This is a genomic window from Profundibacter amoris (genome assembly GCF_003544895.1).
Lineage (GTDB): Bacteria > Pseudomonadota > Alphaproteobacteria > Rhodobacterales > Rhodobacteraceae > Profundibacter > Profundibacter amoris.
On the sequence record NZ_CP032125.1, the window covers coordinates 2,560,754 to 2,581,492 of the forward strand.

Annotated in this window: 20 protein-coding genes; 7 read left to right on the forward strand and 13 right to left on the reverse strand. The window is 58.4% G+C overall.

Annotated features, from left to right (window positions below; genetic code table 11):
• Positions 1-17 precede the first annotated feature (17 nt).
• Positions 18-1,037, forward strand: a complete 1,020-nt coding sequence (locus tag BAR1_RS12745) for a hypothetical protein (RefSeq protein ID WP_118943366.1) — start codon at positions 18-20, stop codon at positions 1,035-1,037.
• Between the two features lie 117 nt (positions 1,038-1,154).
• Here BAR1_RS12745 and upp read toward each other — a convergent pair whose 3' ends face one another.
• Genes upp through BAR1_RS12770 form a run of 5 tightly spaced genes read right to left on the reverse strand, consistent with a single transcriptional unit; the run spans position 1,155 to position 5,686 of the window.
• Positions 1,155-1,787, reverse strand: coding sequence for a uracil phosphoribosyltransferase (gene upp / locus BAR1_RS12750; RefSeq protein WP_118943367.1), 633 nt, complete (start codon positions 1,785-1,787; stop codon positions 1,155-1,157).
• 3 nt (positions 1,788-1,790) lie between these two features.
• Positions 1,791-2,771 carry an adenosine deaminase gene (locus tag BAR1_RS12755; protein WP_118943368.1) on the reverse strand — a complete coding sequence of 327 codons (981 nt, stop codon included), beginning with the start codon at positions 2,769-2,771 and terminating at the stop codon, positions 1,791-1,793.
• Complete coding sequence (locus BAR1_RS12760) at positions 2,768-3,982, reverse strand: phosphopentomutase (protein ID WP_118943369.1); 1,215 nt, start codon at positions 3,980-3,982, stop codon at positions 2,768-2,770. The genes BAR1_RS12755 and BAR1_RS12760 overlap by 4 nt, the downstream gene beginning before the upstream one ends.
• Before the next feature lies 1 nt (position 3,983).
• Positions 3,984-5,291, reverse strand: a complete 1,308-nt coding sequence (locus tag BAR1_RS12765; protein WP_118943370.1) for a thymidine phosphorylase — start codon at positions 5,289-5,291, stop codon at positions 3,984-3,986.
• A complete protein-coding gene (locus BAR1_RS12770) occupies positions 5,291-5,686 on the reverse strand; it encodes a cytidine deaminase (RefSeq protein WP_118943371.1) in 396 nt (131 codons plus the stop codon). Before BAR1_RS12770 ends, BAR1_RS12765 begins: the two co-directional genes overlap by 1 nt.
• Positions 5,687-5,879: 193 nt before the next feature.
• Between BAR1_RS12770 and BAR1_RS12775 the strand changes: the two genes are divergently transcribed.
• The 4 genes from BAR1_RS12775 (at position 5,880) to BAR1_RS12790 (ending at position 13,311) form a co-directional block, all read left to right on the forward strand.
• Positions 5,880-8,159: an NADP-dependent malic enzyme gene (locus BAR1_RS12775; protein WP_118943372.1), complete on the forward strand. Its 2,280-nt coding sequence runs from the start codon at positions 5,880-5,882 to the stop codon at positions 8,157-8,159.
• A 198-nt stretch (positions 8,160-8,357) separates the two neighbouring features.
• Positions 8,358-10,253: a propionate-CoA ligase PrpE gene (prpE, locus tag BAR1_RS12780; RefSeq protein ID WP_118943373.1), complete on the forward strand. Its 1,896-nt coding sequence runs from the start codon at positions 8,358-8,360 to the stop codon at positions 10,251-10,253.
• Between the two features lie 149 nt (positions 10,254-10,402).
• Positions 10,403-11,929, forward strand: a complete 1,527-nt coding sequence (locus tag BAR1_RS12785) for an ATP-binding protein (protein WP_118943374.1) — start codon at positions 10,403-10,405, stop codon at positions 11,927-11,929.
• On the forward strand, positions 11,926-13,311 hold the full coding sequence (locus tag BAR1_RS12790; protein ID WP_118943375.1) for a sigma-54-dependent transcriptional regulator: 1,386 nt from the start codon (positions 11,926-11,928) through the stop codon (positions 13,309-13,311). Before BAR1_RS12785 ends, BAR1_RS12790 begins: the two co-directional genes overlap by 4 nt.
• A 19-nt stretch (positions 13,312-13,330) precedes the next feature.
• On the opposite strand, the gene BAR1_RS12795 is transcribed toward BAR1_RS12790, so the two are convergent.
• A complete protein-coding gene (locus tag BAR1_RS12795; RefSeq protein ID WP_228408556.1) occupies positions 13,331-14,098 on the reverse strand; it encodes an NAD kinase in 768 nt (255 codons plus the stop codon).
• Between the two features lie 175 nt (positions 14,099-14,273).
• On the opposite strand from BAR1_RS12795, the gene glyA reads away from it, so the two are divergent.
• Positions 14,274-15,566: a serine hydroxymethyltransferase gene (glyA, locus tag BAR1_RS12800; RefSeq protein ID WP_118943377.1), complete on the forward strand. Its 1,293-nt coding sequence runs from the start codon at positions 14,274-14,276 to the stop codon at positions 15,564-15,566.
• Between the two features lie 53 nt (positions 15,567-15,619).
• On the opposite strand, the gene BAR1_RS12805 is transcribed toward glyA, so the two are convergent.
• The 4 genes from BAR1_RS12805 to BAR1_RS12820 form a co-directional block, all read right to left on the reverse strand.
• Entirely contained in the window at positions 15,620-15,907 is a 288-nt protein-coding gene (locus BAR1_RS12805; RefSeq protein WP_118943378.1) for a hypothetical protein, read from the reverse strand.
• Positions 15,908-15,949: 42 nt separating this feature from the next.
• Positions 15,950-16,627 (reverse strand): PspA/IM30 family protein, encoded by a 678-nt coding sequence (locus BAR1_RS12810; protein ID WP_118943379.1) that lies wholly within the window; start codon positions 16,625-16,627, stop codon positions 15,950-15,952.
• Positions 16,628-16,719: 92 nt separating this feature from the next.
• A complete protein-coding gene (locus BAR1_RS12815) occupies positions 16,720-17,316 on the reverse strand; it encodes a TetR/AcrR family transcriptional regulator (protein ID WP_118943380.1) in 597 nt (198 codons plus the stop codon).
• A 64-nt stretch (positions 17,317-17,380) separates the two neighbouring features.
• Entirely contained in the window at positions 17,381-17,749 is a 369-nt protein-coding gene (locus BAR1_RS12820; protein ID WP_162891780.1) for a hypothetical protein, read from the reverse strand.
• Positions 17,750-17,846: 97 nt separating this feature from the next.
• Between BAR1_RS12820 and BAR1_RS12825 the strand changes: the two genes are divergently transcribed.
• A complete protein-coding gene (locus BAR1_RS12825; protein ID WP_118943382.1) occupies positions 17,847-18,605 on the forward strand; it encodes an alpha/beta fold hydrolase in 759 nt (252 codons plus the stop codon).
• Between the two features lie 2 nt (positions 18,606-18,607).
• On the opposite strand, the gene BAR1_RS12830 is transcribed toward BAR1_RS12825, so the two are convergent.
• From BAR1_RS12830 to BAR1_RS12840, 3 genes are all read right to left on the reverse strand, one after another.
• Entirely contained in the window at positions 18,608-19,099 is a 492-nt protein-coding gene (locus BAR1_RS12830; protein ID WP_162891781.1) for a cytochrome b, read from the reverse strand.
• 86 nt (positions 19,100-19,185) lie between these two features.
• A complete protein-coding gene (locus BAR1_RS12835; protein WP_118943384.1) occupies positions 19,186-19,371 on the reverse strand; it encodes a CTP synthetase in 186 nt (61 codons plus the stop codon).
• Between the two features lie 75 nt (positions 19,372-19,446).
• A complete protein-coding gene (locus BAR1_RS12840; RefSeq protein ID WP_118943385.1) occupies positions 19,447-20,430 on the reverse strand; it encodes an SLAC1 anion channel family protein in 984 nt (327 codons plus the stop codon).
• Positions 20,431-20,739: the final 309 nt, after the last annotated feature.

Consider the following 20,739-nt stretch of genomic DNA (forward strand, 5'->3'; position numbering starts at 1 on the left):
GCAGGCCCACCCATAGTATGACCGCATTGTCCAAATACGAGCGGCTGGAAACAACCGGCCTGTGGCGTGAAACCCCCGATGCCCAGCGGCGCGAGGTGGTGGTTTCCTTTGGCAATGCCACCATCGTTCTGTCCGATATGAACAACACCGCACTGGCGCATTGGTCGCTGCACGCGATCCACCGGCTGAACCCGAAACAGCGCCCCGCGGTCTATAGTCCGGACGAGGACGACATCACCGAAACGCTGGAAATCGAAGACGACACCATGATCGGCGCAATCGAGGAAATCTGCGCCGAGATCGAACGCCACCGCCCCCACCCCAGACGCCTGCGCTGGTGGCTGTTGGCGGGGTCTTTTGCCATGGTGGCCGCGCTGGCCTTCTTTTGGCTGCCCGGTGCCCTGCTGCGCCACACCCTGTCGGTCGTGCCCGAGGTCAAGCGCTATGAAATCGGCCAAACCCTTGCCACCAAGATCAAGCGCATCGCCGGCCAGCCCTGTAGCACCACCAATGGCAACCGTGCGCTGGCTATGCTTGAGGAACGGCTGTCGGGGGATCAAGAGGTCAAACTGCTGGTGCTGCCCGCAGGTATGCCCAAGGCAACCCATCTGCCGGGCGGGTTCATCCTGTTGAACCGCGCCTTGGTCGAGGATTACGAGGAACCGGATGTGCTCGCCGGATATTTTCTGGCCGAACAGTTGCGCAGCCAGTTGACCGACCCGATGGAACCCCTGCTGCGCAGCGCCGGTGTGCGGGCCACATTCGGCCTGCTGACCACAGGTGAAATACCGGACGCGGTGCTGGATGATTATGCCGAAGAATTGCTGACAGCCCCGCAAACCCCGCTGGATGCCCAGATACTGTTAGGCGAATTCCAGTCCGCCAGCCTGCGCTCCTCGCCCTATGCCTATGCCGAGGATCCCACGGGTGAAACCACGATAGAACTGATCGAGGCCGACCCCTTTATCACCACAGCGCCCACCCCCGTCCTGTCGGACGGTGAATGGGTCGCCTTGCAGAATATCTGTAGCGAATAGGCCTATAGCGTTTCGACTTGAGTTTGGAACATGCCCTGCCAACGAACGCCATTGCTGCGCAGTCGCTGCCTCGCTGGCAGGGCATGTTTCACAGATCCAATGAAAAGTCGAAACGCTTTATTTGGTGCCGAACATCCGGTCACCGGCATCACCCAGACCGGGCACGATATACCCCTGTTCGTTCAGCTTTTCATCCACCGCGGCGGTGACGATCGGCACATCGGGGTGCGCCTCTTTCATCCGCGCGATGCCTTCGGGGGCGGCCAGCAGACACAGGAAACGGATGTTGGTTGCGCCCGCCTCTTTCAACAGATCAATCGCCGCGACCGAGGAATTGCCGGTGGCCAGCATCGGGTCCACCGCGATCACCAGACGTTCATCCAGCTCGGTCGGCACCTTGAAATAATACTGCACCGGTTGCAGGGTTTCCTCGTCGCGATACAGACCGACAAAACCCACGCGGGCCGAGGGGATCAGGTCATGCACCCCGTCCAGCAGCCCGTTACCGGCGCGCAGGATCGAAATCAGCGCCAGTTTCTTGCCCGCCAGAACCGGCGCGTCCATTTCCTGAATCGGGGTTTCGATCCGCTTGGTGGTCATGTCCAATTCGCGGGTGACCTCATAGGCCAACAGCACACTGATCTCGCGCAGCAACTGGCGAAACACCGCAGTTGATGTGGTTTTCTCCCGCATTAACGACAGTTTATGCAAAACGAGGGGGTGGGATACGACGGTCAGATGTTCGCTCATGGGTTACTCCAATTTTTCCAGCAGCGTCTTGCGGGTGGTGTCATTGCAAAAGGCAGCCTTGGCGGCGGTTGTGTTGATCTCTTTGAACACATCTTCGCCCCAAGCGAAAGCCCGCGCAAGGTTGTTATATTCGTCATTCATCGTCGTGTGGAAAAAAGGCGGATCATCGGTGGACACCGTGACCTTCACACCAGCGTCCCGCAAGCGCGCAATCGGATGTTCCTCCCAACTGGAAAACAGCCCCAGTGCAATGTTGGAGCCGGGGCAGACCTCGAGCACCACATCACGTTCCACCAGTTCCGCAACCACCGACATATCCTCGATCGCGCGCACCCCGTGGCCGATGCGCGAAACCCCCAAATCGCGGATCGCGCTGCGCACCGATTGGGCACCGGCAAATTCGCCGGCATGGGCGGTCAGGTGCATTCCGGCCTCGCGGGCCATGTCATAGGCATAGGCGAAATCGGAAAACTTGCCCGCACCCTCGTCGCCGCCAATGCCGAAACCGACAACCCAGTCACCGAATGTTTCCACCGCACAACGGGCAACCTCTTTGGCCTTGCCCACCTCGAAATGCCGGATCGGTGTGACGATACCCTTCAGCACAATCCCGTGGGTTTTTTCGGCCATATCGCTGGCGTCCTGCATCGCGTGTACATATTCCTTCCACGCACCCAGATCGCCGCCGCCGCAAAAATCCGGCGAGACAAAGGTTTCGGTGTAGATCACCCCGTTGTCCGCGGATTTTTCCAGCATGGCCAGTGTCAGGCGGTGATAATCCTCGGGCGTTTGCAACACGGCGGTTGCGGCCTCGTATACCTTCAGGAAATGCAGGAAATTATCAAAGGCATAGTTTCCCTCGTCATCGAAAACCCCGCTCAGGTCCACATGTTTTTCCTGCGCCAGCCGCCGGATAAATTCCGGCGGGGCCGCGCCTTCCAGATGGGTGTGTAGTTCGATTTTCGGCAGTGCATTCAAATTCATAGAAAACTTTTCCCTGTTCCCTGCGCCGGCGGCACGCCCAGATGGGCGGCAACACTGGCCCCCACATCGACAAACCCGCGCAACCCGATTTCCTTTTCGCCCAACCCATAGCCGATCACCGGCACCCGCTCGCGGGTGTGATCGCCGCCAACCCATGTGGGATCATTGCCGTGGTCAGCGGTGAAAATCACCATGTCGTCCTTGCCCAGCTTTGCAAAGAATTCCGGCAGGCAGGAATCGAACCACTCCAGCGCGCGGGCATAGCCCGACACATCGCGCCGGTGCCCGAACAGGCTGTCGAATTCCACGAAATTGGCGAAGGTCAGTGAGCCATCCACGGCCTGATCCGCCAGATCCAGCAGATGCCCCATCAGATCCTTGTCCGCCCCTTTGCGCACCTCGTCAATCCCGCGCCGCGAGAAGATGTCGCCGATTTTGCCGATGGCATAGACATGCCGCCCTGCATCATGCACCCAGTCGCACAAGGTGGGCGATGGCGGTTCCATCGCGTAATCATGGCGGTTGGTGGTGCGGGTAAAACCCTGCTCCTTGGTGCCGATAAAGGGGCGCGCAATCACCCGCCCGACGTTCATACCGTGCAGCACGGGGGCCAGTTCCTCGCACATGTCATACAGCCGTTGCAGACCGAAGGTTTCCTCGTGCGCGGCGATCTGGAACACGCTGTCGGCCGAAGTATAGCAGATCGGCCAGCCCGTGCGCATGTGTTCCTCGCCCAACTCCTCGATAATTGCGGTGCCCGAGGCATGGCAGTTGCCCAAAATCCCATCGGTCCCCGCCGCCCTGGCTGCGGCCTGTGTCAGATCATCGGGAAAGGTCGGTTTTGTGTCGGGGAAATAGGTCCAGTCCCAGGGCACCGGCACACCCGCCAGCTCCCAATGGCCCGAGGGCGTGTCCTTGCCCATCGACACCTCGCTGGCCGCACCCCACAGGCCGACCGGTTTGGCCATCAGCCCCGGCGCCTCGTCACCCGAGGCCAGCTTGACCGCCGCCCCCAGCCCCAGACCCGCCAGATTGGGCATGTGCAACGGTCCGCTGCGCCCCTCTTCGGCTTTGCCATCAGCGCAGGCCTGCGCGATGTGGGCCAGCGTGTTGGCGCCGGTATCCGGCACATCGCCGTTGAAAAACTTGTCCGCGTCCTGTGCGCCACCACAGCCGACGCTGTCCATTACCACCAGAAATGCCCGTGCCATGTTACGCGATCCTTTCATGTACCAGGGGCAGCGGCGTGACTTCGCCCTCGCCCACCGTGATGGCGGCCCGCACCGCCTGCGCTGCCTGCTCAGAAGCTGCGGGGTTGGCCGCATGGATGATGGCAAGCGGGGTGTATTCATCCACCACCTCGCCCAGCCGCACCACGCGGGACAGGCCGACCGAGGGGTCGATCGCCGCCCCGTCCACCAGACGCCCGCCGCCCAGATGCACCACGGCCAGCCCCAAGGCCTCGCCGTTAATCTCCAGCACGCGGCCCTTTTGCACTGCGAACACATCGCGCACCACGGGGGCCGATGGCAGGCGGTCGCGCCAGTTGTCGGTGAAATCGGCTGGCCCGCCCTGCGCCGCCACCATCGCGCCGAATATTTCCGCCGCGCGCCCGTTCACCAGAACCTCGCGGATCATCGCATCCCCTGCTTCGCGATCCTTTGCCAGCCCGGCCAGCACCAGAACCTCGCCCCCCAGCGCCACCGTGACTTGCGCCATCGGCGTTTCCGCGTGGCCCACGGTCAGCAGGTCCATCGCCTCCATCACTTCCAGCGCATTGCCAAGGGACGCCGCCAGCGGCTGGTTCATGTCCGTGATCAGGGCACTTGTGTTGCACCCCGCCCCGTTCGCGGTTTTCACCAGAGACTGCGCCAAGGCACGCGCGTCATCGGCTGTTTTCATAAAGGCGCCGCTGCCGACCTTGACATCCAGCACCAGATTTTCCAGCCCCGCCGCCAGCTTTTTCGACAGGATCGAGGCCGTGATCAGATCAATGCTCTCGACCGTTCCGGTCACATCGCGCACCGCATAAAGCCGCTTGTCCGCAGGCGCGATCCGGCCCGAAGCACTGACTATCGCACAGCCCACATCGCCAACGATCTTGCGCATTTCCGCAACCGCAATATCGGTCCGGTAGCCCGGTATCGCCTCGAGTTTGTCCAGCGTGCCGCCGGTATGGCCCAGCCCCCGCCCCGAGATCATCGGCACATAGGCCCCGCAGGCCGCCAGTGCAGGGGCCAGCGGCAGGGATACCGTATCGCCCACCCCGCCAGTCGAATGTTTGTCCACCACGGGGCCGGGCATGTCCCATTGCAACACATCACCACTGTCACGCATGGCCAGTGTCAGCATCACCTTTTCAGGCTCGCTCAGCCCGTTCAGCAAAGCGCCCATCGCAAAGGCGCCTGCCTGTGCATCTGTCACATCACCCGTGGCCAACCCATTGGCAAACCATATGATTTCCTCATCGCTCAAATGCTTCTTGTCACGCAGATGCGTTAGAACCGTGCGGGCATCCATCAGTATTCCCCTTCCATATGTTTCTGCGTAAAGGCACCGGGCAGCAGTTCACCCAGCGTCATTTCAGACGTGTTTTGGGCAAGCGTGGTCATGGTTACCTTCACATCCGGCGCGCCGAATTCGGCCAGCTTCTGACGGCACCCGCCACAGGGTGACACCGGCAAGGGGCTGTCGGCAATCACCAATGCCTCGATCAGTTCGGCTTCCCCCGCCGCCACCATCGCCGCAATCGCACCTGCCTCAGCGCAGGTGCCTTCGGGGTAGGCCACGTTTTCGACGTTACAGCCCACATAGACCTTGCCCGATCCCGCGCGAACCGCCGCCCCCACTTTGAAATTGGAATAAGGGGCATAGGCGTTTTCACGCACCTTTGTGGCGGCTGTTAGCAATGACATGGGGTATCCTTTACGTTTAGCCGGATTTTGCGCCCGACAGCAGCGGGATGCAAGGGCAACCGGACAGGGCGACAAATTATCCCGCTAACGAAAGCCGGAACACACAGTTGCAACCATGTAAAACCGCTGGTATTTCAGGGGGAATAAAACTAGTTTAACGTTAAACTTGTTTTTCACCAGAAGGATTCGCACCGTGACAGACACCCAGAAAACCCGCTTGCGTCAGGATGCACTGGACTATCACGAGCACCCGAAACCCGGCAAACTGGAAATCCGCGCGACCAAACCGATGGCCAACGGACAGGATCTGGCGCTGGCCTATTCCCCCGGCGTGGCCGAGGCCTGTCTGGATATCAAGGACAATCCCGCCACCGCCAACCGCTTTACCGCCAAGGGCAATCTGGTGGCCGTGGTCACCAATGGCACCGCCGTTCTTGGGCTGGGCAACATCGGCGCGCTGGCCAGTAAGCCGGTGATGGAAGGCAAGGCCGTCCTGTTCAAGAAATTCGCCAATATCGACTGTTTCGATATCGAGGTAAACGAATCCGACCCCGAACGGCTGGCCGATATCGTCTGCGCGCTGGAGCCAACCTTCGGGGCGATCAACCTTGAAGACATCAAGGCGCCGGATTGCTTCATTGTCGAAAAAATCTGTCGCGAACGGATGAATATTCCGGTGTTTCACGATGACCAGCACGGCACCGCGATTGTGGTCGGGGCGGCGGCCACCAATGCGCTGCACGTAACCGGCAAACGGTTCGAGGATATCAAGGTGGTGTCCACCGGCGGCGGCGCTGCGGGAATTGCCTGTCTGAACATGCTGCTGAAGCTGGGCGTGAAGCGCGAAAACGTCTGGCTGTGCGACATTGCGGGGCTGGTCTACAAGGGCCGGACCGAGGAAATGACACCGCAAAAGGAAAGCTATGCGCAAGACAGCGGTCTGCGCACACTGGATCAGGTAATCGACGGCGCTGACCTGTTTCTTGGCCTGTCCGGCCCCGGGGTGTTGAAACCGGAAATGGTGGCGAAAATGGCGGATAAACCGATCGTTTTCGCCTTGGCCAACCCGACACCGGAAATCATGCCAAACGAGGTGCGCAGCGTTGCGCCGGATGCCATCATCGCCACCGGCCGGTCGGATTTTCCCAATCAGGTCAACAATGTGCTGTGTTTCCCCTTCATCTTTCGCGGCGCACTGGACGCGGGCGCAACCGAGATCAACGACGAAATGCAACTGGCCTGCATCAAGGGCATCGCCGCCCTTGCCCGTGCCACCACATCCGCCGAAGCCGCCGAGGCCTATAAGGGCGAACAGATGACATTCGGCCCAGATTATCTGATCCCCAAACCGTTTGACCCGCGCCTGATGGGCGTGGTCGCCAGCGCCGTGGTGCAGGCGGCAACCGAAACCGGCGTGGCAACCAAACCGGTTACGGATCTGGAGGCCTATAAGGAAAAACTGGACAGTTCGGTCTTTAAATCCGCGCTGATCATGCGCCCCGTGTTCGAGGCCGCCCGCACCGCCACCCGCCGCATTGTTTTTGCCGAGGGCGAGGACGAACGCGTGCTGCGCGCCGCCCGCGCCATGCTGGACGAAACCACCGACAAACCGATCCTGATCGGCCGCCCCGAGGTGATCGAATACCGCTGCAAAGAGGCCGGTTTGCAGATGGAGGCCGGCAAGGACTATGAGCTGGTCAACCCGCAGGACGACCCCCGCTATCGCGATTACTGGGGCAGCTATCACAAAATCATGGCGCGGCGCGGCATCACGCCCGATCTGGCCAAGGCGATCATGCGCACCAACCTGACAGCGATTGGCGCGATTATGGTGCATCGTGGTGATGCCGAAAGCCTGATTTGCGGCACCTTCGGGCAATATCTGTGGCACCTGAAATATGTGAACGAAATTCTGGGCACCGACGGGCTGCACCCGATCGGTGCACTGTCATTAATGATCCTCGAGGACGGGCCGCTGTTCATTGCCGACACCCATGTAAACCCCGAACCCACGCCACAGCAAATCGCCGAAACGGCGATTGCCGCCGCCCGCCATGTGCGCCGCTTTGGCATCGCGCCAAAAATCGCGCTGTGTTCCTATTCACAATTCGGCAATCTGAACTGCGATACCGGCACACGGATGCGCGGGGCGCTGGAAATACTGGACGCAACCCCGCGCGATTTCGAATACGAGGGCGAGATGCACATCGATGCCGCCCTTGACCCCGAATTGCGTGCCCGTATCTTCCCCGATGCCCGGTTTGAAGGCGCCGCGAATGTGCTGATCTTTGCCAATACCGATGCGGCTTCGGGCGTGCGCAACATCCTGAAGGTGCGTGGCATGGGGCTTGAGGTCGGGCCGACATTGATGGGCATGGGCAACCGCGCCCATATCGTCACCCCGTCCATCACCGCGCGGGGGCTTTTGAACATGTCGGCACTGGCGGGCACACCGGTGGCGCATTACGGATAGCCCGCGCTGCCCCGCACCCGATGCGGGGCCTGACGGTTATACGGAAGGCCCCGGATCAGGTCCGGGGCAGCGTTGCGCAACTATTCAAATTTGCAATTCGCGGGTAGGCATTTTCCAGAGATTTGCAAATATACCAAAAGGGACTTTGCGCAAGGGCCGCCAGCCTCTATCATACCGCCCATCATTGGGAGGAATGACATGACATACGCCGCGGTTTACAACAGCTGGAAATCCGACCCCGAAGCCTTCTGGATGAAAGCCGCCGAAGGCATCAGCTGGTATAAACCGCCCTCCAAGGCGCTGTTCGATGAAAAGGCCCCGGTTTACGAATGGTTTGCCGATGCGCAGGTCAACACCTGCTACAACGCCGTTGACCGCCACGTCGAGGCTGGCCATGGCGCGCGCACCGCCATCATCTATGACAGCCCCGTTACCAACACCAAACACAAGATTTCCTACGCCGAATTGCAAACCCGCGTGGCCAGCCTTGCCGGTGCGCTGCGGGCCAAGGGGGTGGAAAAGGGCGACCGCGTTCTGATCTATATGCCGATGGTCCCCGAAGCGATCGAGGCGATGCTGGCCTGCGGCCGACTGGGCGCGATCCATTCGGTAGTGTTCGGCGGTTTCGCCGCCAACGAGTTGGCCGTGCGGATTGACGATGCCAAGCCCAAGGCGATCATCGCCGCCTCTTGCGGGATCGAACCGAACCGCGTGATCCACTACAAACCGCTGCTGGACGAAGCGATCGAACTGGCCGCCCACAAACCCGATTTCTGCGTCATCTTCCAGCGCGAACAAGAGGTCGCCCAACTGATCGAGGGCCGTGACTATAGCTGGCATGGCTTCCAATATGGCGTGGAGCCTGCCGAATGTGTGCCGGTGGCAGGCAATCACCCCAGCTATATCCTCTATACATCCGGCACCACAGGCCAGCCCAAAGGCGTGATCCGCCACACCGCCGGTCAACTGGTGGCGCTGGACTGGACCATGAAGGCGATCTACGACATTGACGCGGGCGATGTGTTCTGGGCCGCAAGCGACGTTGGCTGGGTGGTTGGCCACAGCTATATCGCCTATGGGCAGTTGATCCACGGGGCCACCACCATTGTATTCGAGGGCAAGCCTGTGGGCACACCCGATGCGGGCACCTTCTGGCGGATCATTTCGGAATATGGTGTGAAGGCGCTGTTCACCGCCCCCACGGCATTCCGCGCCATCAAGCGCGAGGACCCCAATGGTGAATTGCTGAAAAAATACGACCTGTCGAAGTTTGAAACCCTGTTTCTGGCGGGCGAACGCGCCGATCCTGATACCATCACATGGGCACAAGACCAGTTGGGCGTGCCGGTGATCGACCACTGGTGGCAGACCGAAACCGGCTGGGCCATTGCCGCCAACCCGATGGGAATCGAGCCATTGCCGGTGAAACTGGGCAGCCCCTCGGTTGCGATGCCCGGCTATGATGTGCAAATTCTGGATGAATCCGGCAACGAAATGCCCGCTGGCGAAATGGGTGCGATTGCGATCAAACTTCCGCTGCCGCCGGGCACATTGCCAACCCTATGGAACGCCGAAGAGCGGTTCGTCTCGGCCTATCTGGAAACCTTCCCCGGTTATTACGAAACCGGCGATGCGGGCTACAAGGACGAGGACGGCTATCTTTACATCATGGCCCGCACCGATGACGTGATCAACGTTGCCGGCCACCGCCTGTCCACCGGCGCGATGGAAGAAGTGCTGGCCAGCCACCCCGATGTGGCCGAATGCGCGGTGATCGGCGTCGCGGACAAGCTGAAGGGGCAACTGCCGCTGGGGTTTCTGTGCCTGAACGCAGGCTGCGAGCGGGGGCATGAGGACATCGTCAAGGATGTGGTTAAACTTGTGCGTGAAAAGATCGGTCCTGTCGCGGCGTTCAAACTGGCCGTTGTGGTGGATCGCCTGCCCAAAACCCGTTCCGGCAAAATCCTGCGGGCAACGATGGTGAAAATCGCCAACGGACAGGTTTTCAAAGTGCCGGCAACGATTGATGATCCGGCCATTCTGGATGAAATTACGGATGCGCTGGGCAGTTTAGGTTATCCTGAACAAAGCTGATACCGGCAACGATTGGGATATAATAACCTGACATTAAGTCAGTTGCTTTAATTCCTTGTGTTTCTGTCCTAAACACAAGGAATGGTATTGTATTATGTTTCGACCCACTGCCCCGCCAAGACATGGTTCCCTGAAGGGAGAGCGCTTTAATGACCGCGCCCAACTCCCCGGTTTCACAGGTTTCCGAGAACGAGGATCAGGCACAGCTTACTTTGCTGTCGCATGACATCCGTTCGGCTATTTCCGATGTGATAGGGGGGTTAAGGCTGGTTGATCTGGACGCATTGGACCCCACCACCCGCCTGCAACTGGAACGCGTCCGCACCTCAAGCGAGGTTCTGGCGCGGCTGACCGAAGAGGCCCTTTCGCGAACCGCCGAAAGCACAGGCGCGACCGAAGCGATTTCCAGCAACCTGCAACTGCTGCGCCTGCTTCAGAATATCCGGCTGCGTTGGGCCGGTCGGGCACAGGAAAAGAACATCCCGTTTGAAATCACGGTTCAATCCAGCGTGCCGAACCTTGTCGCGCTGGACCGGATGGCAATGGAACGCATCCTGTCCAACCTTCTGAGCAACGCGATCAAATACACCGACAGCGGCAAAGTCGGCTTGAAGGTCAAGATGTGCAACCCGGATGAATTGTGTTTTATCGTCACCGATGAAGGGCCGGGGTTTTCGGATCAGGCACTGGAAAAACTGTTCCAGTATAATGGCCGGCCGGACAGCTCGAAAAAACCGGGCACAGGTCTTGGGCTACATATCGCCAAGGAAATTGCCGACCAGCTGGGCGGGGCCTTGCGTGTCGAGAACCGCAAGAACGGCGGCAGTTGCATTACACTTAGCCTGCCTTACGAGGCGTGGCATGACGAAACCGCAACGCATACAGGGGCCGCCCTGCCCGATCTGACAGACATCAAGGTTCTGCTGGCCGAAGACAACGAAACCAATCAGTTGATCCTTGCGCAAATGCTGGACGCAATGGGCGCGGAATATGAAATCGCCCGCGATGGCGTCGAGGCGCTGAACTGGCTGGAACGGGAAACCTTTGATCTGGCCCTGATCGACATAGATATGCCGCGCCTGTCCGGTATTGACGTGATGAACACGCTGCGGTCGGGCAACACCCCGCACAAGGACATGCCGATACTGGCCATCACCGCCTTTGTTCTGCGATCAAACCGCGAGGCAATCTACCGTGCGGGCGCCAACCGGATACTGGCCAAACCGATCATGAGCATCGAGGCATTCGGGCAATCCATCACCACCTTGCTGTTTCCGGATGATCAGCCGGCCCAAATCCAGTCCGATGATCAATCCACCGTCGAAATGGATACCACCCGCCTGCACCGCCTGCTTACGATTGCCGGCCCCGCTGGCGCACAGGAATTGCTAATGCGGCTGGCCAGTGATCTGGGCAACGTGCAACAAAAGATGGCACAGGCCTTGCAGAAAATGGATCAGGCGCAATTGCGTGCCCAGACCCATGTTTTGATTTCGCTTGCGGGGGCGGTCGGGGCTGAACATCTGCAAAATCTTGCGCAGGTGCTCAACTCGGCCGCGCACAAGCTTGATCAGGATGCGATTTCCGAATTAAGTGCAGAGGCGGATCGCGGCATTTCCCGACTGTTGCAAATTATTGATCAGGAACAAAACGCGCGGGCAGAGGTGACAGAATGACAAAATCATTACTTCTGATCGAAGACACCCCGTCGCTGCAAATGATCTATAAATCCGTGCTGGAAAGCGGTGGGCACAATGTAAAAACATCAGCCACAGCCGAGGACGGGTTGGCATTGTTCCGTAAAGAAAAGCCACAGGTCGTCTTGCTGGATCTGATGCTGCCCGATCGCGACGGGCTGGACCTGATGAAAGACTGTCTGGCCCTGAAACCGGATGCGAAGTTCATCGTCATCACCGCCAATGGCTCGATCAACCGTGCTGTTGATGCCATGCGTGCCGGTGCTTATGAATTTCTGGTCAAGCCGTTCAATGAACAACGCTTTTTGCATGCCGTGGAAACCGCCCTGACCGATACCGCGTCACCGACAGCCAAAAACGGCGCTTCGGTTGAACCGGTTGGCAGTTTCATCGGCTCCTCCACTGCGATGCAACAGGTCTATCGGAAAATCCGGTCCGTCAGCCGCTCCATGGCAACGGTTTTCATCACGGGTGAAAGCGGGACGGGCAAGGAAATCTGCGCGCAGGCGCTGCACGATCACTCCAACCGCGCCTCGGGGCCGTTTGTGCCGCTGAACTGCGGGGCAATCCCGTCCGACCTGCTGGAATCCGAGGTCTTCGGCCATTTGAAAGGCTCTTTCACCGGCGCGATTTCCGACAAACCCGGCGCGGCAGCCGTGGCGGATGGGGGCACGCTGTTTCTGGACGAAATCTGCGAGCTGGATATGAACCTGCAGGCCAAATTGCTGCGGTTCCTGCAAACATCCTCGATTCAGCCTGTCGGCGCCTCGCATCCGCAAAAGGTAAACGTGCGTATCATCTGTGCCTCGAACCGCGACCCGATGGAAGAGGTCCGGCAGGGCCGGTTCCGCGAAGATCTGTATTACCGGCTGTATGTGGTACCGATCCATTTGCCCCCGCTGCGTGACCGTGACAATGACGTGGTGGAAGTGGCCGAAACCGAATTGCGCAACTACGCCGAGATCGAGGGCAAACAGTTCCAGCGCCTGTCCCCCGAGGTCCAGTCGCTGTTTCGCGAATTGCCGTGGCCCGGCAATATCCGTCAGATGAAGAACGTTCTGCGCACGATTGTGGTGATGAATGACGGCCCGCAAGTGACCACGGATATGTTGCCCGACAACCTGCGGGATGAACTGGTTTACACCACCACAATCCCGATTCAGACATCCCCGCCCGAAGAAACTGCAACTATGGGGCTGGACGGGCTGATCGGCAAAACTCTGGCGGAAATCGAACGTCAGGTGATCGAGGAAACCATCGCCTATTTCGACGGCTCGATCCCCAAGGCGTCAAAGGTTCTGGATGTGTCCCCGTCAACGATCTATCGCAAGGTCGAGGCGTGGAAAGAAACAGATCAATAAGTCCTGACCCGAATGTGTTTTAGGTAAACTGTTCGCGGATCAGCCGCTCTTCCAGCCCGTGGCCCGGATCAAACAGTATCCTGTGCTTGATCGCCGACTCGCTGCGCACCTCGACCGACACCACATCACGCACCGGCTGGCTGTCCGCACCGGCCATCACCGGCCGCTTGTCGGCCTCGAGCACATCAAAGCGCACGGTCGATGATTTGGGCAGTAGCGCCCCGCGCCAGCGGCGTGGCCTGAACGGTGCCACCGCTGTCAATGCCAGCACATCCGAACCAATCGGCAAGATCGGTCCGTGCGCGGAATAGTTATAGGCTGTTGATCCGGCAGGGGTGCAAACCAGCGCCCCGTCGCAAACCAGTTCATCCAGACGCGGCTTGCCATCCACGGTGATGCGCAATTTCGCCGCCTGCTGTCCGGCCCGCAGCAAGGATACCTCGTTGATCGCCAAAGCCTCGTGAATGGAGCCATCCCGGCACACCGCCCGCATCGCCAGCGGGTTGATCACCGCTTCTTCGGCCTGTTTCAACCGTTCCTCAAGCCCGTCCGCCGAATAGGCATTCATCAAAAACCCGACGGTGCCGCGGTTCATGCCGTAAACCGGCCGCGCATAGGGCTGCATTTTATGCAGCGTCTGCAACATAAACCCGTCCCCGCCCAGCGCCACAATTACATCGGCACCTTTAGGTTCATGCACCCCGTATTTTGCCGTCAGATCGGCCAGTGCCTCTTGGGCGCTGTCCACATCACTGGCGACAAATGCAATTTTCATTCGCTGGCTCATCGGGTTTTTCCTTTATCTTGCGCCCACTTTGCCCGTGATTACGCAAAACACAAGCCCCCCACCGCCCTGCGTGACGGCAATTCATAATCATGCGTCGTTTTATTGGCTTATCACGGCGCAGTTTCTACGATATGAGGGCGGAAAGCCTTTTTTTTGCGCCAAGGAGTCCCCTTTCATGACCAATACCAAAGACGCCGGTTTCTTTACCGAAGCCCTAGCCACCCGCGACCCTGAAATCTTCAAATCCATCACCGACGAGTTGGGCCGCCAGCGCGCCGAGATCGAGTTGATCGCAAGCGAGAACATTGTTTCGGCGGCCGTGATGGAGGCCCAAGGCTCGGTCATGACCAACAAATACGCCGAGGGCTATCCGGGCCGGCGTTACTATGGCGGTTGCCAGTATGTCGATGTGGCCGAAACACTGGCGATCGAGCGGGCGAAAGAACTGTTCGGCTGCGAATTCGCCAATGTGCAGCCCAATTCCGGCTCGCAGGCCAATCAGGGCGTATTCACCGCGCTGATCAAACCGGGCGACACCATTCTGGGCATGAACCTTGCCTCGGGCGGGCACCTGACCCACGGCGCCGCCCCGAACCAGTCGGGCAAATGGTTCAACGCTGTGCAATACGGCGTGAAACGCGACGACAACCGCATTGATTACGATCAGGTCGAAGCCTTGGCCAAGGAACACCAGCCCAAACTGATCATCGCCGGTGGTTCCGCCATTCCGCGCCAGATCGATTTTGCGCGGTTCCGTGAAATCGCCGATATGGTCGGCGCCTGGCTGATGGTCGACATGGCCCATTTCGCGGGGCTGGTTGCGGCGGGTGAACACCCCTCGCCCTTCCCGCATGCGCATGTGGCCACCACCACCACCCACAAAACCCTGCGTGGCCCGCGTGGCGGCATGATCCTGACCAATGACGAAGACATCGCCAAAAAGATCAATTCCGCCATCTTCCCCGGCATTCAGGGTGGCCCCTTGATGCATGTGATCGCCGGCAAGGCTGTCGCCTTTGGCGAAGCATTGCGCCCCGAGTTCAAGGACTACCAAAAGGCCGTGCGCGCCAATGCGGTTGCACTGGCGGACCAGTTGATGAAGGGGGGCCTGGACATCGTCACCGGCGGCACCGACACCCATCTGATGCTGGTTGACCTGCGCCCCAAAGGGGTAAAAGGCAACGCCACCGAAAAGGCCCTTGGCCGCGCCCATATCACCTGCAACAAAAACGGCATCCCTTTTGACCCTGAAAAGCCGTTTGTCACATCCGGCATCCGTCTGGGCACACCGGCCGGCACCACCCGTGGCTTTGGCGAGGCCGAGTTCCGCCAGATTGCCGACTGGATTGTCGAGGTTGTCGACGGGCTGGCAGCCAATGGCGAAGAAGGCAACGGCGCGGTGGAAGCTGCGGTAAAGGCCAAAGTCGAGGCCCTTTGCGAAGGGTTCCCGATGTATCCGAACCTGTAGAACAAAAAAGGCCCCGGAATAAATCCGGGGCCTCTCAACTGTCTGGAAGGGCACTAGTCCTCTTTTACTTCGGTTACAAATTCTTCCAGCAGTTTTTCGTTTTTCGCGTCTTCCAGCTGTCTGATACGGTCATTGTTCATCCGCGCGTCAAACAGGTACTTCACGAAATTCACCAGACTGATCGTCAGCATCAGCACCCCGATGCCCCAAAAGCCCTTGGTCGCCAGCGGCACCTCGGTGGATTTGTAGAGCGAGATGATCAGCAGCACATAAGCAGCAATTACACCCCCGGCGTTCAGCAGAATGATCAGTTTGTTGTCAGTGTTTGTGTTGTTCAGCATTGTCTTGGTCCTTGAATTTACGTTGACGTGTTCGTGTTCGGTTTACTTGCCCTTGGACAGACGTTTCAGAACGTCCTCGGCGGTAACTTTGGTGGCGGGGCCAAATCCGGCGCTGGCCAGACGGTCGCCGATATCCTCGTTGCTTAGACCCTGATCTATTTCCTTCAGAATCTCGCTTTGCTCGAACGGATCATCGCGTGACAGCACCCGTTCAATCAGCTCCTCGGCCTCGCCAATCGGGCTTTGACCGGCCAGCGTGGTATTCAGACGTTTCTGGATATTCTGTTCCTGACGCACGGCCTTGGCGGCGATTGCGCCCTGTTTCAGGTCAATGATCCGCCGGTTGGTGGCCTCGACCGATTGACGCAGGCGCAGGATACGGGTGTCCAGACGGCTGGCGGTTTCGCGCCGCAGGGTCAGTTCGTTTTCCATACCGGCAATCGCCTGCGCGGCCTCGCCTGCCATATCGTCACGGCCTGCTTTCAGCGCTTCTTTGGCGCGTGCGGTCATGTCCTTGACGCGGGTTTCCAGCACTTCGATCTGGCGCCCCTCGGCGCGGCTGCGCTGGATCAGGCTGGCCAATGTCGCCTTGGCGGCCTGCAATCCGGCCTGTGCCTCGCGGATTTTCTGCTCAATCAGTTCAATCGAATAAATATCGCGAACCCGTTCTTCTGCCCGGGCATTCGCGCCGGTAATCAGGGTCTTCAGAGTTCCAAACATCTTAATCTCCTTTTCGTGAACAATGTTCATGAAGTGAGATATAGGGATTTATGAACGGCGTTCAAGTACTATTTTGAACAATGTTCAGGAAATTATTTGTTTCCAATCTGGCACAAAAGCTGTTTCAGCATTTCCTCGACCCGCCCGATCGGTACGCCCGAGATGCGTTTCTCCAATCCTAACAACACGATACCATGCACAGCCGAAAACATCGCGCGGGTCATCAGGTCCAGCTCGTCTTCGTCTTTTTCAGGAAATAATTCTGCCAACGGGGCGGCGATATAGGCAAAAAGGCGGCCCAGTTCCTGTAGATACCAGTCGGGAACGCGGCTATCGACCGACATTTCCAGATCGAACAGCGCCCGCCACAGATTCGTATTTTCAGCCGCAAAGTGCAAATAGGCCGTCGCCATGCGAATCATCCGCTCGTTCGGATCCAGCCCCTCGGCCCCCTCTTGCGAGGCCGCCACCGCAATCCCCATCCGCCGGAAGGTGCGCATGTTGATCGCCATCAACAACGCCTGCATATCGTCAAACACGTTATAGATAGCCCCCAGCGCGCAACCCGCCTCGCGCGCAAGATCGCGGGCTTTCATGGATGACACCCCACCGGCAATCACCTGCGCCTCGCCTGCGTCAATCAGACGTTCGCGCAGCTTTGCCTGTCGTTCCTGAACTTTACCGGCCACGGGATATTCCTTTCCTGAACTTCGTTCATGGAACTACCCCACCTGCGCCGTTTTGAAAAGCCGCTTATATATAGCCGCGCCAGACCAGCACGATGATAACCATTGTGGACACCACCAGAAACGTCATGGCAAGGCTGGCCAGAATACCCAGCGCCACGCCCTTGCGCCGGTCTGCCGGATCCACCTTTTGCAAAAACTCCAGACAATCGCGATGTGCTGTCTCTGCCCGCGCCATATCAATCATCTTCAATAGTCTGGGGTTTTCCGACAATTGCACCGCCTCGGCCAGATAGGCGGCCTCGCGTTTCAACCGCTTTGGCATCATCCGGCCTGTGTGGCGCAGCTTTGCCGCCAGATCGCGGCCACGGATGCTCAGCCGCTCTTTCATCAGCGCCGACACCTCTTGGGCCATATCGTGAATTGTCTCGGTCAAAATATATCCCACCCGTTAATCCGGGGTTGATAACAATGCAGGCACCGACACTCAACACCTCTGGTGCAATTCGTGGCACTTGGCTATGACGAGTCCCATGATAAACACGGTTTTAACAGGCACCCCGACGGACAAGCCCCCGCTGCTGATTGTGCACGGGCTGTATGGCTCGGCCCGAAACTGGGGCGCGATTGCACGGCGACTGTCGGATGATCGCCAGGTAATCAGTGTCGATATGCGCAACCACGGCGAAAGCGACTGGTTCGACAGCCACAGCTATCCTGACATGGCCGAAGATCTGGCCGAGGTGATCAAAGCCAATGGCGGGCAAGCCGACGTGATTGGCCATTCCATGGGCGGCAAGGCGGCGATGATGCTGGCGTTGACCCACCCTGCCCTTGTGCGCCGCCTGCTGGTCGCCGATATTGCGCCGGTGGTCTATGACCGCACACAGGTGCCCTATATTCACGCTATGCGCGGGCTGGATTTGACGCAGGTTGAAAAACGATCCGATGCGGACCGGTTACTGGCCAAAGACATCCCCGAGGACGGCGTTCGCGCCTTTCTGCTGCAATCGCTGGATATCAAAGGTAAACGCTGGCGGCTGAATCTGGATGGGCTGGAACGGGAAATGCCGTTGATTATGGGGTTTCCCGATGTAGACGGAACGTTTGACGGACCAACCCTGTTTTTGTCGGGCGGGGAGTCGGATTACGTCCAGCCCGAACACCGCGCCCGGATCAAAGCCCTGTTCCCCAAAGCCCGTTTTGCCCGCATTGCAGGCGTGGGCCATTGGCTCCATGCGGAAAAGCCGCGCGAATTCACCGAAACCGCGCGGACCTTTTTTGACGCTTAAAGCTAGTCACGCGCAGTGCGCATCCGGTCAATCAGATTGTCTTTGACGACAAACTGGTGATACAGCGCCGCCGCAACATGTAGCCCGATCAGCACAATCAATGCCACCTTCAGGATTAAATGGTTTTCTGCTGCCTGTTCGATCCCGCCGAACCATGCCAGACTACCGGACAGCGGCATCAGGATCATCAGCAGATACAGGCCCCAATGCATCAGATGTGCAATCATGGTTTGCGCCGGCTTTTCGCCTTCCGGTGCCGCAGGTGCACCACGCTTGAACCGTAGAACCAGACGCCACAGGACAAGCACCATCACCGCCATACCGCCAAACACATGCGCGGCAATCAGGGGTGAAAATTCAACTGTGCCGCCTTTGGCAAATACCTGCCAGGCCTCTTCGATGCTGTCGGCAAGGATATACTGTAGAGCAATCAATCCGAATACGATCCAGTGCAACCGGATTTGCAGGCGAGAATAGCCATTAGGTTTTGACATGGGACCTCCTTGTAAACAGATAGAGGCCTGTGCCTCTCTCATCAGTCAGAGAAATACAAGCCTCTTTTGACAGGTTGTGTTTTGCCTTAGCGCATTGCCGAAATTTTCTTGGCGACGATCCACGAAACAGGAAATGCCACAACAAAGCCGACGATGGCAGCATAGATAATCGGCATCGTTGTTCCATAACCAGCGGCCAATACGACAACAATCAAGATGCCGGCCAATGTTGCCGATATGAACGAATAAAGAAGCAGTGTCAGCCTAAGCATACGGAAATCCTCCTGAGAACTTGTTAGTGTGAATGATATTCCACTTCTGCAATACGAGTCTTTGATCTAGGTCATCTATTCCGGTTGGCAAATCTGCCCGCGTGTGATCGCAAGCAGGGTGCGATAAACCAGAGTGATGATCACAACCAGTAGCACAACCAGCAGGATTTTCCCTATTATTTCATGTGATTGCGACTTTTCCAGACCGGCATATTTAAAGGATGCGATGGTCAGCGAGGCAATCGGGAATGACAGCGCCCAGAAGGACATGGCAAAAGGCAGCTTCATGATTTTCGGCAGTTGCGTCAGCACGATCAACGCAAACACATAGCCCAGATTCAGCAGGATATGCGCGAATGTATCCACCTGCCCGCCATTCAGGTTCATATAGGAAATGAAGGAAATGGCAGGGGGCGCAATCATGATCACCAGCGTTGGCAGCAGTTTGCCAGGCAGAGGCGTGTGAAAGATCAGGCGGTTCATCACAAGGGTCAGCAGAATGATCCAGAACAGCAATCCGCCCGAAAAGAACAGCCAAGACAGATCATGGTACCCCAGTTGGGCACCCGCCACGGGAACGACGACATTGCCGACGGCGGGGATGAACCACGCAGGGTTGATGTGGCTGTATTCAAAGGGCTTGTGTCCAATCCATCGGGCAATGATGGCCAGCGTCAGCCCGCCTTGCAGTATGGCCCCCAGTATCCACAGGATGTTGGCGATGCCTTCTTGCTCGGGCAGGAAACAGACCGCCATCAGCAGCAGTGAAATCGAGGCCGCCGGATAGAAAGCAACCCGGATCGGATGGTGCCATTCGCCAATAAAGGCGGGCGTGCGCAAAACCATTTTTGCAAGGTAACCGATTGTAATGGCGATAAAGGCGGCAATAGATACCCAGACCATCACATGGCTGGCAGGGGCCAGCCACGGCAGCACACGGCTGGCGGCATGAAAGGCAAGCGTCAGGCCAAACAGGCCCATCGTGATCGCATAGAATGTGATCGGATAATGGGTCAGGCTGGAACCGGCTTGGGCGGGGGCTTCGGGGGTATCTGTCATGGCTTTCTTCCCGTTTTCTGGAATCATTCGAAACTGTTAACATGTTGTCAGAGTTTGCGCGAATGGACGGATTGCCGCGCGGGCGTTTCGCTGCATATGGGTATCCGGCGCGGAACTGCGCGATCCACAACCTGTTGTTGCCTAGCATGATTATAGCGGAAAAAATGTGCAAAGCCACAAGATATAGTTGATCTTGTCCCGCGCACAGTGTATCGGCTGACGCACAGGTGCAATAGACGCGGCACTGCATTAACTGACGGCGAGGCTCGGGTGCATATGGCGCGCGGGCCTCGTTTTCGTTTATAGCGT